Consider the following 14,064-nt stretch of genomic DNA (forward strand, 5'->3'; position numbering starts at 1 on the left):
AACTAATTTTAACGAAATTGACCTAAAACAACTCCAAATTATTCAAGAAAAACTAAACAATAGACCTAGAAAGATACTTGGATATAAAACACCAAAAGAAATGATGGATATTGAACTTAAAATTGTAGCTTAGTAACATCACAAAACTAAAACGTTTTGTTGCGTTACAACCTTGAAGCCAAGTATTTTTGAAGTAGAAACCAGTCAAGGAAAAACATCAAAAAAGATTGTGAAATTGTAGTTGGTTCAAAATATAAAATTTTAATTTATAAAGGTTTCTAATTTATTTAGGAGCCTTTTTTTATTGAGATAACACCAAATAAATATCAAATTAACTCTTGTCTTTTATGCTTCGGAAGCAGACAATTTTCTTAATCTCCGTCCATGCTATTTAACAAAGTTTTATGCTGTTTTTAAGACGTTATGTAAATTTAATCTAAATAAGTTTTATTTATTCAATATGATTTATATATTTGCCGCACTATTTTAAACGAATATAAATTAAATACTAACGAATTTAAATTAATCAAAAAATGAAATTACAATTTAACATTTTAATGTATACAATTATCGGGCTTCTTTCCTTTTCATGTTCGGAGAACGATGACGATAGCAATGAAGAAAGCGATTACAGTACAGTAAAAACAAATATCGTTGCAAATTATGCAGAAATTGTATCTGCTAATTATAATGATGCATATGATGATGCAGTATCTTTACAAATGGCAATTGCTACTTTTACAACTTCTCCAACTGAAGAGACTTTTATCGCTACAAAAGCGGCATGGCGAACTTCTAGAGAAAGTTATGGTACCACAGAAGCCTTTCGTTTCGCTTCTGGACCAATTGATGATAGTGATGGACCAGAAGGTTTATTAAATGCCTGGCCATTAGACGAACAATATATTGATTATGTTGACGGAGATTCAGATGCGGGAATCATAAATGATCTTATTACATACCCTACAATTACTAAAATCTTATTAGAAGGCTTAAACGAGGAAGGCGGTGAAAAAAACATCAGTATCGGATACCACGCCATTGAATTTTTATTATGGGGACAAGATTTAACAGATCCTTCTGAAAAGAAAGCCGGACAAAGAGCTTATACTGATTATGTTGTTTCTAGTGTACCTTCAAAATCAAATGTAACTGATATTATCACAAACCAAGAAAGACGTGCTGCGTATTTAAATATCTGTGCTGAACTTTTAATTGACCATCTTCAATTAATGGTTGACGAATGGAAAACTGGAGGAGCCTACAGAACTACTTTCTTAGCTCTAGATACTGATGAAGCTATTCAGAATATGATAACTGGAATCTCTGTTTTAAGCAAATCAGAATTAGCAGGTGAACGTATCTACGTTGCTTATGACAACCAAGACCAAGAAGATGAACATTCTTGTTTTTCTGACAATACGCATAGAGATATTCGTTTAAATTACTATGGTGTCAGAAATGTATACTATGGCGAGTATGGATCTATTTTTGGAACATCTATAGATTATTTAATATCTGAAATCGATAGTGATTTAGCCACTGAAATTAGATCATTTATGAGATTAGCAACAACTGATATTGAAAATACAGCAATTCCTTTTGACTTTGCTATTAAGGATGAAACGAAAAGACCAGCTGTTTTAACCTCAGTAAACTCATTAAGAACTTTAGGTGATAAATTCGTAGAAGTTGCTTCTGCATTAGGCTTAACAGTAAATATCGAATAGTTACTTAAAAACATTATACAAAGGGCGGAGTTTAACTTCCGTCCTATTTCTATTTTATACAATTACCTTTTAATGAAGTCTTTTTACAAATACATTTTTATTTTTCTTCTTTTAATTAATTGTCAAGCTGAAGAAGAATACACAGAGATATTAACCGCAGAAGAAAATGAAGAATACTCTGGCGGTGATGCAACAGTTTTTGACATATCTGAAAACGCATTTGGTTTTCAAGCTCCTAATTTACTTAATCAAGAACAATTAGAGTTTTTTGTTGGCAATTCTTTATTCAATTTAAACTGGGTCGTATCCCCTTCTTCTACTACCGCAAGAGACGGATTAGGACCTCTTTTTAATTCACGCTCATGCTCAGGATGTCACTTTAAAGATGGTAGAGGAAGACCTCCTATCTATTCTGGAGAACTTTCTCATGGATTATTATTACGTCTTAGTATAGATGAGGATTCAAAAGGAAAACCTTTAGGAGATCTTATATACAAAGGACAATTACAAGATCAATCTATACCTAATATTGCTACTGAAGGCGGTTTTGATGTTAGCTACGAAGAAATTAATGGAACTTTTGACGATGGTACTTCTTATACTTTATATAAACCTACTTATACTTTTACAGGCTTGAATTATGGAGCTCTTGACAGTCAAATAAAAGTATCTCCACGTATAGCAAATCATATGAGTGGATTAGGCTTGTTAGACGCCATACCCAATGAAATTATACTTTCTAATACTGATGAATTTGACAGCAATAATGATGGTATCAGCGGGAAAGCTAATTATGTTTGGAATGTTGAAGAAAATAAATTAACACTAGGTAAATTTGGATGGAAAGCAAATCAACCGTCAATAAAACAACAAGTAGCGGGAGCATTTAACGGGGATATGGGAATTACTACTTCTTTATTTCCTGATGAAAACTGCCCTCCTAATGTAAATTGCGATGATATAGCAAATGGCGGTAGTCCTGAGCTACCGGATGATGATTTTGAAAAAGTAGTTTTGTATTCAAGTTCTTTGGCTGTTCCTGCAAGAAGAGACTGGGAAGACCAAGATGTATTACAAGGAAAAAAACTTTTTGAAGAAAATAAGTGTAACGCATGTCATATACAAACCTATACTACTGGCACACATCCTACTCTCACAGCGATGTCTAATCAAATAATTCATCCTTATACCGATTTATTACTACATGATATGGGAGATGATTTATCTGACAACAGAACAGACTTCCTAGCAACAGGAAACGAATGGAGAACACCTCCTTTATGGGGAATCGGGCTTATTGAAACAGTAAACGGTCATACTAATTTTTTACATGATGGTAGAGCTCAATCTCTTGAAGAAGCAATTCTATGGCATGGTGGAGAGGCGGAAAGAGCTAAAAATAATTTTAAAAGCCTTAATATAACAGAAAGAAATCAACTGATTAAATTTTTAGAATCTTTATAATTATGAAATCAAAAATAACAATTAGTATACTTAGCTTAGTCATAATTTTTTCTTTGAGCTGCTCAAAGGATAGCGTATTCACACCTATTGACAAAAGAGCCGAAAATATAGGTGAAATAAAACTACAATTAGAGGAGTTATATACAAACGCCATTTTTCCAATCAATCAAGACTTACTTAAAGAAATTGCCCTACTCAAAACCAATGCTACTCTATTATCCACCAGTAATACTCTACAACAATTAGAAAAGGTTCAAACCAACTGGACTACTCTTGCAATCACCTGGAGAAAAGCAGAACTATTTAACGTGGGCCCTATTAATAACAGTTTTATTCATTATAAAATAAACCGTTGGCCAATAGACAAGGATGAAATTGATACTTATATTGAAACTGAGACCAGTATTCTAGATGATTTTACTATAAGCATCGGTTCTTCTAGTAAAGGAATTACTTCTTTAGAGTATTTGTTATTTGAAAGTTCTTTTTCTTTTGATGCTAATGACGATAATAAAATAGCCTATATAAATTCTGTCATATTTGAATTAGAGAATAATTTTAACAACCTTAATTCTGCTTGGGAATCCTATCGAGAAGAATTTATTAGCTCTACAGAAATAGGAATTACAGGAAGCCAAAACCGCATACATAATACCATTAGTAGTTTAGTAGAAAAAATTATTATCACTAAGCTAGGAAAAGCAATAGAAAATATTGAAAATACTCCAAATGACTATTTGGAAGCAGGCATTAGCGAAAACTCATTAGAGTTTATAAAAACAAATTTTGAAATAATTGAATATTGTTTTTCTGAGTCGGCGGGATTTAATTCCTATTTAACAAAAATAGACGAGACTGAATTAGTTACAAAAATTAATAATGCTTTATCAGAATGTGAATTAAAATTGAATGATTTTTCAGAAAGTTTTAAAACGAGTTTGGCAAAAAAAGAAACAGGAAAGATGGAAAACCTACAAGAATCTTTTAATTCTCTCTTAGCAATTATAAAAATTGATATGGCGGCTACCTTAGGAAACACAATTACTATTAGCGATAATGACGGAGATTAATTTGTAAATTTGCACTATGGAATACAAAGAAATAATAGAGTTTTTACAGGAGGGTATTCAGCTAGTCATAAAATACATTAGCTCTCCAGCAAAACGAACTTATACACTTTATCTTCTGACCTCCCTTTTATTAGCTTTCTATGTCTATTACAAATACAAAAGAAAAGAATCCTTTTTTAATTACATTCTAAATAAAAAAGTATGGTTGAGCAAATCTGCTTTTATCGATTATTACTTTATCATTTTCAACAGCTTTTTTAAGCTGCTTTTAATTGCACCTTTTCTATTATTTGGATTAAAATTAGCCTTCAATACCAATGATTTTTTACTGAGCCAATTTGGATATCCTACCATTAGTTTAACCACTACTCAAACCGTTATTTTATTCACTATAAGTCTATCTTTATTTAATGACTTTAGTACTTATCTAGTACATCTATTGTATCATAAAATTCCTTTTTTGTGGGAATTTCATAAGATTCATCATTCTGCGACAAGCATGAACCCTTTTACTCAATACAGGTTACACCCTATAGAGTTACTTTTAAATAATGTAAAGGGCATTTTAGTATTTGGGCTTACCACAGGTGTATTCGACTACTTTTCGGAACATCAAATAAGCAAGTGGACCTATTTAGGAGTAAATGTATTTAGTTTTCTATTCTATTCTTGGGGAGCAAACCTTAGACACTCTCATGTTCGATTGAAATACTTCAATTTCTTAGAATACCTTTTAATTAGTCCTGTTCAGCATCAAATTCACCATAGTGACAAACCCGAACATTTTGATAAAAATTTAGGATCTAGATTGGCTATTTGGGATTGGATGTTTGGCACACTTATTCGATCTAAACAAATTAAAAAAATCAATTTTGGCTTAGGAAACCAAGACAATAAAAATTACACTTCATTCTCTAAAAACCTTTTTATGCCTTTTAAAAACCTATTACCTTTTCTAAAGTAGAAAATTTAACGTTTCTTATTTAAGATTATTCTAAATAATTTTTATTATTCAAATATACTTAGTATTTTCGTTATTTATAATAAATATAAATAACAGGCATGGAAGTCGACATACCTAAAATAGGTTTAGTATTCGGATCTGATACTGGAATTACAGAAGAAATAACCAATATCATTCTTGAAAAATGGGAAAGTAAAGAAATCTCTGCAATTGAGGTTACTGATATATCTCCGGATTATTTTAATGATTATGAGTTTCTAATTTTAGGCTTATCAACTTGGTATGATGGAGATTTACAAAGTGATTGGGAAACTTTTTTAGATGATTTTAAGACCGTTGATTTTACAGGAAAAACAGTTGCCTTATTTGGTTTAGGTGATCAAATTGGTTATGGAGAATATTTTATCGATGGCGTTGGAATTTTGTCGGAAATAATCATTGATAAAGGAGGTGAAATCATTGGGAATTGGCCGATTGACGGTTATGAATTTACGGAATCCAAAGCTCTAATAAACGACAGCCACTTCTACGGTCTCGCAATAGACGAAGACACTCAATCAGATTTAACCAACGAGCGCGTTGACAAATGGTTAAAAATACTTGAAAAAGAGTACAAAAATTAAACAAGAATTTGAAATGGAAGAAATATATAGAAACAATTACGGTGTAAGCTATAGAAACTATGACAATGATAATGATGAAAATGGCGTTCAATTAATCATTGATCGCATAGGTCTTTATTTAACCGTAAACGAACTAGCTAATCTTAAGAGAATTGTTTCTGATAAAACGGAGGGTGAACCATGTATGTGTTCTGAATGTCAAGGAACCGTTTCTAACAAGATATGGTGTACAAATCCATTAATTGATATTTGCCTAAAATTCAATGACGATAATATTCAAGATATTGAAGACTTAATTACTGGTACACAGTTTATTTTAAACATGGACAAAACCTTAAGAAAGTTTGCTCTTGAATGAAACTCATTCTAACGAATTTTGATTGTCTGATGTTATGGGGTTAAATTATGCGCCCATAATGCCCCATGGCTAAAGACGTGAAAATTGCTGTGATTTGCTCCGAACGAAAATCGTTCGGAGTATTTTTTTAATAACAATCTGTCTTTATTTGTCCTTTTTCAGTATAATTCATGATAGAAACATTTATTTTTTTGAGGCTATGAGATTCTATAATATCTAATACGGCGTCTTTCATTTTTATAGAACCGCAAATCATAATACAGCCATTGTTTTGTAATAAGTCTAAAATAAAATTGATCCGTTTTTCAACGATACTTTGCACATAGTTGCCCTGATCTTTTGAATAAGCAACTTCCACTTTATTTAATTTACCCGAATTTTTAGCTCCTTCAATATACTCTTGATAAACCCCTAAAGACGAGGCTCTTCTTAGACCTAAAAATAATGTTGTTTCTTGCTGCTTACTTACTTCATTCACCATACCTACAAAAGGTGCAATACCTGTTCCATTGGCTATAAAAAGTATTCTTTTTGTTTGTTTATTAATATGAAAATGATCATTTTTCTTAATTGAACCAAATACTGGCGTCCCTAAAGCTACAGTTGCCAAATAATTAGAACAAACACCAAATTCGTGCTTTTTTATGCTCAAATGAATTTCCTTACCAATTTTGGCTATCGAATAATATCGGGGTGCTACTTCTATATTAGGTAGCTGAATTCCTAACAAATCACCAGACGTATACTTACAATCTTTATTAGGCTTCAATCTTAACAGAAAAGTTTTATCAATATTTGCTTCCGTTTTAGAGATCACTTTAAACGGAATATTCTCATTGATTTTTTCTTTTTCTATAATTAATTCCATTTCTAACTTTTGACCAAGCTTTAAACACCAGTCTTGGAACATAACAAACGATTGCTCGTTTATTTTATACAAAGGCAATATATTGATTGCTTTGTCATACAAAAATAATTCATTTTCTATCCTTTCTGCAAAGGCACAATAATTGGGATACACCTTAGACCCAAAGCCTAAAACAGAATAACCAATTTTATTTTTCATGAAGTTATTTTGCAGTTTTTGCACAAACTGAACTGCATTATTTGGAGCAATTCCATCTCCATATGTCGCAGTCATCACAATAAGATTCTCTACATTAGAATAACTAGAATAATTGTTTAAAGTATCCAAAAAAACCTTTTCTCCATTTTTTAAAAATGCTTTAAATAATAGGATTGCAAACTTAAAAGTACTGCCCGTTTCAGAACCAACTAAAATAACAATTGTCGATTCGTTTTTAAGAAACGTATTTTTAAATTTCTCTTTGTTCTTTCTTCTTTCAAAAAATATTTTTGTTCCAGAATAAATAAAAAACAAAATAGAGAAACAACTTATAAATAATAATATTGACCAGACAACACTACCTTGTCCAGTATGTAATATATAACTTGTACTAAAGGCTTTTCCATAAAGATTCACTTTACTCTCTTCTAAAATACTTCCCGTATATTGATTCATTAATACTTCTTTTCCGGAAAGTTTTATTATATAATAATCATCTACCTCTTCAGAAAAGGGGAATTCTATACTTTCAACTTCCGAGAAAGAAATTTCTTGAAGTACAGCTTCTATTTTTTGTTTGGAATGTTCTCCCGAAATCTCAACTAATTTTTTTTGATTTTCGAATTCGGGCAATAATGAGAATTTTTCTAAAGACAAATAAACTCCAGACAAAGCAATGATTAAAATAGGAAACAAAGTTAGCTTACCTATATAAGAATGATAATAGGAATAAGAACCATCGTTGACTGTTTTTGAAAAAAAATGATACCATTTTTTTTGCCTCTTTATCAATAAAACAATTCCACTTCCAGCAATTAAAACAAGTAAAAAGGATGCAATCCCAACAAGTAACCTACCCGTAGACTTTAAAAACAAAGATCTGTGTAAATTAGTTGTAACATTAAAAACTTCGTGTCTAGCTTTCTGATTGCCTAGTTTAATAGCCGTATTCGGATTGATATAGATGTTTTCTAAAACGCCATCTTTGTTTACAGCAGATATAAAAACATTATCATAAGAGTCTACCTCTAAAGTATATGCCTCATCATATATCGATTTTATATTTTGCACAACATCTCCAAGAGTTAAATCCTCCATAGCATAATTATTATGTGCTTTTACGGAATCAAAAATGGGTTCTATGGCTAATATGCCTCCAGTTAAAGATGCAAGTAATAGAAAACAAAAAGAAGATATAGCCAAAGTTAAATGGCTATATCTCCAAATAGAAAAAATCATATTCTTAAAATTGAGGAATCAATCGAACATATCTAATATATCCTTTACCTGATATTTTACCTTGCATTACTCCTTCTGAAGTTAGTTCAATCTCAACATCATCTTTAAAGTACTCGTTGTTTTCCACGGATGTTTCAAACCTTAATTTATAGCCTTTATTAAATTTGTCATTACTTATTTCTAATCTGTTGATTGATCTATTTCCAGCTCCGACAGTGGCTCCAGTAATTCCATCAATATCATGTTTGTATTCCTTTTGGAATTTCCACCATTCATAAATATCAGAATACCATTTCTCATCATCTCCTTGTACATATAAGGTTTCAATATATTCCTCATTTTCATCAATTAACGATATGACTACATAAGCTCCTTCTCCAGAGTAATTTGCCATTTGAATCATGCATTTATATGCTGTTTTTTCTTCCTTTGATTGAAAACCTAATACAACAAAAAATACTAGGCATGCAATAATATATAACCAATTATTTTTAATTTTCATTTTTCAAAAATTCTATATTAATATTATTTAATTTCAACAATTCATTTTCTTTTGCCAATTCATAGGCAGTCTCTTCAAACTCTGTTTTAATATTTTTATCTGCACCAATAAAGAGCAAATATTTTAATATTTTTTCATCCGAACTAGTCATTGCAACCATATGAAGAGCAGTCAAACCATCTTCATTTTTGGCATTGACATCTACTGGAATATTTTCTAACATTTTCAATAAATTTATATCTCTTTTTTCTACTGCTAAATGTAAATAAGTACTGTTATCTTTTTGTTTTTTTGAAAAATCAACACCACTTGTTTTTAAAGCCTCAAATTTATTTCTAAAATTATTAGCTCTATCATTATTATAAGATTTAATCAAATAAGAACTTAAGTTATATCCATCAGTATCAACAACATTTATATCAGCTCCCTCTTTAATTAGGTATTGAACAATATGATGTGAATTTTTGGAAACAGCATTTGTTAAAGCCGAATTTCCTTCATTATTTTGATGATTTATATCTTTTGTTTTTGATCTTAGGTATTTAATAACCTCAATATTATTACGGCTAGAAGCATTCATCAATGCGTTATTTCCTCGAGCATCAGATATATCTGTAGGCACTCCTTTACTTTCAAAATACTCAATAGAAGCTACTTCTTTAGAACTAAATGCTAAGTTGTGAATTGCATTAACTCCTCTTTTATTAGTTATATTTACCTTTACTCCTTTTTCTTCTAAATACTTGAAATAAGCCAAAGAATTCGTTTTTCTTCTTGAGCCTTTACTAGCTACTAAGATTGCATTGTTACCTTTGCTGTCTACCAAATCTACAGCAATTCCTCTTGCTATTAATTTATCTTGAATTTTTTTATTTCCGCTACGCGCCGCATAATTAAAAACACCAGACCCTAAATTATCTAAATCATTAATGGAAAGTCCTTTATTCTCGAAATATTCTACCATTTCTAAATCCGTTAGAGAACCAATCAACAACAACAATGCATTGGCACCGTTCTCATTCAAATCATTCTTAACAGCCATTCCACTGGCGATACACAAATCGTAAATTTTCTTATTGGTTTGACCTGTAGTAGCAGCAAATGTTAAAACGGAATAATTATGTGAATCACGTATATCTAGGTTTGCACCATGATCTATTAAGTATTTCATCAATTCTACATTATTTTTACTAGCGGCCCAAAAAATATAAGTCCTCTTATGATGAGTCAGCTTATTAACGCTGTTTCCTTCCTTTTCTATAAGATATTCGATTGTACTATTAGAAGCTCCACCCTGAATTGCGTATACAACAGGATCAAAACCTCTTTCATTTAATTCGGAAATCGAATTTATTTTACTCATATTATTTTTGAGTTCTTCTATAGAAGGATTCTTTTCCCAAAACGGTTTCGTCAAAAACAAGTTATTCTGACCATGAAGCCAGCTACCTATACATAAGGTAATTACACATATATACTTTTTCATAAATTTATAATTTTTCATGAGTTAATTAATTTTCATTTAAAGATTCAATCATATTATTAGGTGTTTTTTCTGAACAATAATTGTTAGAGAAAAGGATATTTATATTAAATAGAAAAATTATTATATTTATTTAGACTTGTTTTAAATAAACTTTTTATATTTGCGACAAATATACATAGAATGGTTCTAAATAAAAATATAATATTGTTTTTTTTAATACTGCACATAACTATTAAATTGGCTTCACAAGAAGCATCAACTTCTACCAAAATTGATAGTATCACTACAAACATTTTAGAAGAGGTAATTGTGACTGGACAATACAATCCGCAATCGATAAAAAAATCAATTTATAATGTTACAGTTATCAACCGAGAACAAATAGATAATCAAGCCGCTAATAACTTAGCAGATCTTTTAAATTTCAACTTAAATCTTACTGTTATTCCAAATTCTCAAACGGGACAATCCAACATTTCATTTTTCGGTTTAGATTCACAATACTTTAATATCCTTATTGATAATATACCACTTGTAAGTGATACCGGATTAGGAAACAATATCGATTTAACACAGATAAATTTAGATGATATAGAAAGAATTGAAATTGTAGAAGGTTCTATGGGGGTAGAATACGGTGCAAATGCAGTTTCAGGTGTTATAAATATCATCACAAAAACCTCAATCGACAATAAATGGAGTATCCAACCCTCTATTCAAGAAGAAACAATAAGTGATGAATATGCATGGTTTGATAAAGGCAGGCATATACAGTCTTTAAATATTTCACATAATATTGATAAAAATTGGTATGCAAAAATCGGCTTTAACAGAAATCAATTTTCTGGGTTTTTCAATGACAAACAAGGTGGTAATTATTATGAGAACGATAGTTTAAGAGGTTATGATTGGCTACCAAAAACACAATTTAATACTAATGCCACAGTCTATTATAAAAAAAACAATATAAAAATCTTTAATAAAACAGATTATTTTACAGAGACCATAAATTTCTATAGCCAAACGGTGAGACCTAATATAAATGTTGAAGATCAAACAAGTAACCCTTCTTCTACGGATAAGATTTACACTACAGATAGGTTTATCAATAACTTAAATATTAATGGAAGGTTTAAAACCGGTACAAGCTATTCCTTTTCACTTTCTTACCAACAGCAAAAAAGATACTTAAATGAATTCAACTACTATATAATTACCAAACAAAAATCTGATGAAACAAATGAACTAAACCAATCTAGTCAAGCCTTTTTTTCTAAAGGAACATTAAATAATATTTTCTCTAACGAAAATTTAAAATTTCAACTCGGTTATGAGACAAGGTTTATTAGCGGTTTTAATTCTGAAGCTTCAGGTGCTATTAGTGAGATTGAAAAAACAAAATCACAGAATAACTATGCCTTATTCTCTTCGTTCGAATACTCAATCAATGAAAACTTTCTATTACGCCCTGGAATAAGATACGAGCATAATTCTAAATTTAAATCTAAATTCTTAGGCTCTTTAAGCTCACGATATAGTTTTAAAAAAGGGATTGAAATAAGAGCAAACATTGGAACTTCATATCGCACACCCAATTTTGAAGAACTGTACTATTATTTTGTTGACTCAAACCACAATATAACTGGAAACACAGAGCTTAAACCAGAAGTTGGATTCTCTGCAGCTATAAATATTAAAAAATATAGTTACTCTAATAATCTAACTTTTCTTAATTCTATTAAATTTAATTATATAGATATTAAAGATAAAATTGATTTGGCAATTGTAACCCCTAATCCCCTAGAATACCAATACGTCAATATAAATGCGTATCAATTAGTCGGACTTACAACTGAAAACTCAATAAAATCTAAAAATTGGACTTTTAAATTTGGAGCTACTTTACAAGGGATTTCAAGGATTTCAAACGATCAGGTTAATGCCGACAATGACTTCCTATATGCTTACCAGATAAACACCAATGCAACGTACTTTTTTGAAAAACTAAAAACTTCTTGTACACTATTATTAAAACACAATGGAGAACAAGCAGACTATATTGCCTCTGGTACAGATGCTGAGGGAAATAGCATTTTTATCTTAGCTAAAACCGAACCATACACCTGGCTAGACGCCTCTATAAAAAGGAGTTTTTCAGAAAACACTGTACAAGTGACCCTTGGTGCAAGAAATATTTTAGATGTCACATCTATAAATATCACTAATTCTTCACAAGGAACTACACATTCTTCAGACTACAGTTCAATGCTGTTAGGCTACGGAAGATCTTATTATTTAAAACTATTATTTAACATTAATTATTAAAACACCCAACATGACAAACAAATTTATCACCTTAATTTTATGTGTTTTAGCTTTCTCAAGCTGTAAAACCGACGATGACCCATCTGATTTATTAGAAATAGTAATTTCAGGAGCTAGTATCAACCCAGAAGTAGGAGGTCCCAACGAACCTAATCAAGTTTATGTAGACCTAAGTACAGCAACAAGTACAGTTATAAAAAGAGATACTTGGGATCTTGGTTTTTATAATGATTCTGATTTTAAAGTAATTCTTAATGGTTCAATTTTTATGGCAGCAGCAGAACTTGACGAAACTGATATAGATGCTGTAACTGAAGAAAGTGTTGAATCTCTAAAAGATCTCGTTGCCGTGGGTACTTTTACAGATTCAAATATGATTTATATTGACGCTCCAGATGGAGACATGGATACTACAGCCATTGCTGAAATCTCTTCTATTGACACCAATAATAAAGTATATTTAGTAAACCTTGGCTATAAAGTAGGAACTGAAACTGCCAGTACAGGAACGGTAGAAATTTCTGGAAATGAAAGAGGTTGGATGAAAATTAGAGTTTTAAGAACTGAAGACGGATACCAATTACAATATGCATCTGTTGAATCAACTTCACATAAAGAAGTGAATATTTCTAAAAATGAAGCCTATAATTTCACTTTTTTTAGCTTTGATACAGAATCTATAGTAGATGTTGAACCGATAAAAACTGATTGGGATTTAAACTTTACAGTATTTACAAATGAAATACCAGGTTATGGATCTTATGGTTATTCTGATTTTGTTGTAAACAACACTCTTAGAGACGTGGTAATCTACATGATAGATACTGATGAAGAAAACACATTATCTTATGAAGATTTTTCCTTTGGTGATATAGATGAGTCTAGCTTTACACAAGATAGAAGGTCTATTGGTAGCTCTTGGAGGAATGGTGGTGGTCCCAGTACTTTCCCTTCTATAAAAGACAATATTTTTTATATTTTAAAAGACACTGGTGATAATTTATACAAAGTGAAATTTATTGCTTTGACTAATGACGCTGCAGAACGAGGATACCCAGAGTTTGTTTACAAACTTCTAGAATAAAAGATATAAATCAACTGAGTTAGTCATTTAGTTTCTGTATCTTAGTGTCCTTAAATATAACAGATATGGATGTTTTTCAAGGTCAAAATATACTGAGTTTTATAAAAGAACTACCAAATGATGAAGCTTGTAAGGCTTATTTAGCCAAAATAA

11 protein-coding genes and 1 pseudogene are annotated in these 14,064 nt (G+C 30.6%); 9 read left to right on the top strand and 3 right to left on the bottom strand.

Annotation, left to right across the window (positions count from 1 at the left end; translation table 11 throughout):
* Positions 1-533 precede the first annotated feature (533 nt).
* From V5787_RS01185 to V5787_RS01210, 6 genes are all read left to right on the top strand, one after another.
* Positions 534-1,730, top strand: coding sequence for an imelysin family protein (locus V5787_RS01185; RefSeq protein ID WP_336891463.1), 1,197 nt, complete (start codon positions 534-536; stop codon positions 1,728-1,730).
* A 72-nt stretch (positions 1,731-1,802) separates the two neighbouring features.
* A complete protein-coding gene (locus tag V5787_RS01190; RefSeq protein WP_336891464.1) occupies positions 1,803-3,194 on the top strand; it encodes a di-heme oxidoredictase family protein in 1,392 nt (463 codons plus the stop codon).
* 2 nt (positions 3,195-3,196) lie between these two features.
* Positions 3,197-4,264 carry an imelysin family protein gene (locus tag V5787_RS01195; RefSeq protein WP_336891465.1) on the top strand — a complete coding sequence of 356 codons (1,068 nt, stop codon included), beginning with the start codon at positions 3,197-3,199 and terminating at the stop codon, positions 4,262-4,264.
* Between the two features lie 16 nt (positions 4,265-4,280).
* Positions 4,281-5,228: a sterol desaturase family protein gene (locus tag V5787_RS01200; RefSeq protein ID WP_336891466.1), complete on the top strand. Its 948-nt coding sequence runs from the start codon at positions 4,281-4,283 to the stop codon at positions 5,226-5,228.
* 98 nt (positions 5,229-5,326) lie between these two features.
* Positions 5,327-5,851: a flavodoxin gene (locus tag V5787_RS01205; protein ID WP_336891467.1), complete on the top strand. Its 525-nt coding sequence runs from the start codon at positions 5,327-5,329 to the stop codon at positions 5,849-5,851.
* Positions 5,852-5,864: 13 nt separating this feature from the next.
* Complete coding sequence (locus V5787_RS01210) at positions 5,865-6,209, top strand: hypothetical protein (protein WP_336891468.1); 345 nt, start codon at positions 5,865-5,867, stop codon at positions 6,207-6,209.
* A 127-nt stretch (positions 6,210-6,336) separates the two neighbouring features.
* On the opposite strand, the gene V5787_RS01215 is transcribed toward V5787_RS01210, so the two are convergent.
* Genes V5787_RS01215 through V5787_RS01225 form a run of 3 tightly spaced genes read right to left on the bottom strand, consistent with a single transcriptional unit; the run spans position 6,337 to position 10,502 of the window.
* Positions 6,337-8,514, bottom strand: a complete 2,178-nt coding sequence (locus tag V5787_RS01215) for a PepSY domain-containing protein (RefSeq protein WP_336891469.1) — start codon at positions 8,512-8,514, stop codon at positions 6,337-6,339.
* 4 nt (positions 8,515-8,518) lie between these two features.
* Positions 8,519-9,016, bottom strand: a complete 498-nt coding sequence (locus tag V5787_RS01220; protein ID WP_336891470.1) for a DUF2271 domain-containing protein — start codon at positions 9,014-9,016, stop codon at positions 8,519-8,521.
* Entirely contained in the window at positions 9,006-10,502 is a 1,497-nt protein-coding gene (locus V5787_RS01225; RefSeq protein ID WP_336891471.1) for an ankyrin repeat domain-containing protein, read from the bottom strand. The genes V5787_RS01220 and V5787_RS01225 overlap by 11 nt, the downstream gene beginning before the upstream one ends.
* A gap of 237 nt (positions 10,503-10,739) precedes the next feature.
* Here V5787_RS01225 and V5787_RS01230 point away from each other — a divergent pair, with 237 nt between their 5' ends.
* From V5787_RS01230 to V5787_RS01240, 3 genes and pseudogenes are all read left to right on the top strand, one after another.
* Positions 10,740-12,827 carry a TonB-dependent receptor gene (locus tag V5787_RS01230; RefSeq protein WP_336891472.1) on the top strand — a complete coding sequence of 696 codons (2,088 nt, stop codon included), beginning with the start codon at positions 10,740-10,742 and terminating at the stop codon, positions 12,825-12,827.
* A 10-nt stretch (positions 12,828-12,837) separates the two neighbouring features.
* The gene (locus V5787_RS01235; protein ID WP_336891473.1) at positions 12,838-13,911 is read left to right on the top strand and encodes an HmuY family protein; all 1,074 of its coding nucleotides are present in this window, start codon (positions 12,838-12,840) and stop codon (positions 13,909-13,911) included.
* 65 nt (positions 13,912-13,976) lie between these two features.
* A pseudogene (locus V5787_RS01240) lies at positions 13,977-14,064 on the top strand (IS1595 family transposase); the annotation flags it as partial.

Origin of the sequence: Flavicella sp., from assembly GCF_037132785.1 — a bacterium.
GTDB lineage: Bacteria > Bacteroidota > Bacteroidia > Flavobacteriales > Flavobacteriaceae > Flavicella.

Excerpts from the sequence above, each read along its gene's own strand:
- V5787_RS01235 (WP_336891473.1), top strand. The coding sequence starts at position 12,838 with ATGACAAACAAATTTATCACCTTAATTTTATGTGTTTTAGCTTTCTCA.
- V5787_RS01205 (WP_336891467.1), top strand. The coding sequence starts at position 5,327 with ATGGAAGTCGACATACCTAAAATAGGTTTAGTATTCGGATCTGATACT.
- V5787_RS01195 (WP_336891465.1), top strand. The coding sequence starts at position 3,197 with ATGAAATCAAAAATAACAATTAGTATACTTAGCTTAGTCATAATTTTT.
- V5787_RS01225 (WP_336891471.1), bottom strand. The coding sequence starts at position 10,502 with ATGAAAAAGTATATATGTGTAATTACCTTATGTATAGGTAGCTGGCTT.
- V5787_RS01185 (WP_336891463.1), top strand. The coding sequence starts at position 534 with ATGAAATTACAATTTAACATTTTAATGTATACAATTATCGGGCTTCTT.
- V5787_RS01210 (WP_336891468.1), top strand. The coding sequence starts at position 5,865 with ATGGAAGAAATATATAGAAACAATTACGGTGTAAGCTATAGAAACTAT.
- V5787_RS01190 (WP_336891464.1), top strand. The coding sequence starts at position 1,803 with ATGAAGTCTTTTTACAAATACATTTTTATTTTTCTTCTTTTAATTAAT.
- V5787_RS01200 (WP_336891466.1), top strand. The coding sequence starts at position 4,281 with ATGGAATACAAAGAAATAATAGAGTTTTTACAGGAGGGTATTCAGCTA.
- V5787_RS01220 (WP_336891470.1), bottom strand. The coding sequence starts at position 9,016 with ATGAAAATTAAAAATAATTGGTTATATATTATTGCATGCCTAGTATTT.
- V5787_RS01215 (WP_336891469.1), bottom strand. The coding sequence starts at position 8,514 with ATGATTTTTTCTATTTGGAGATATAGCCATTTAACTTTGGCTATATCT.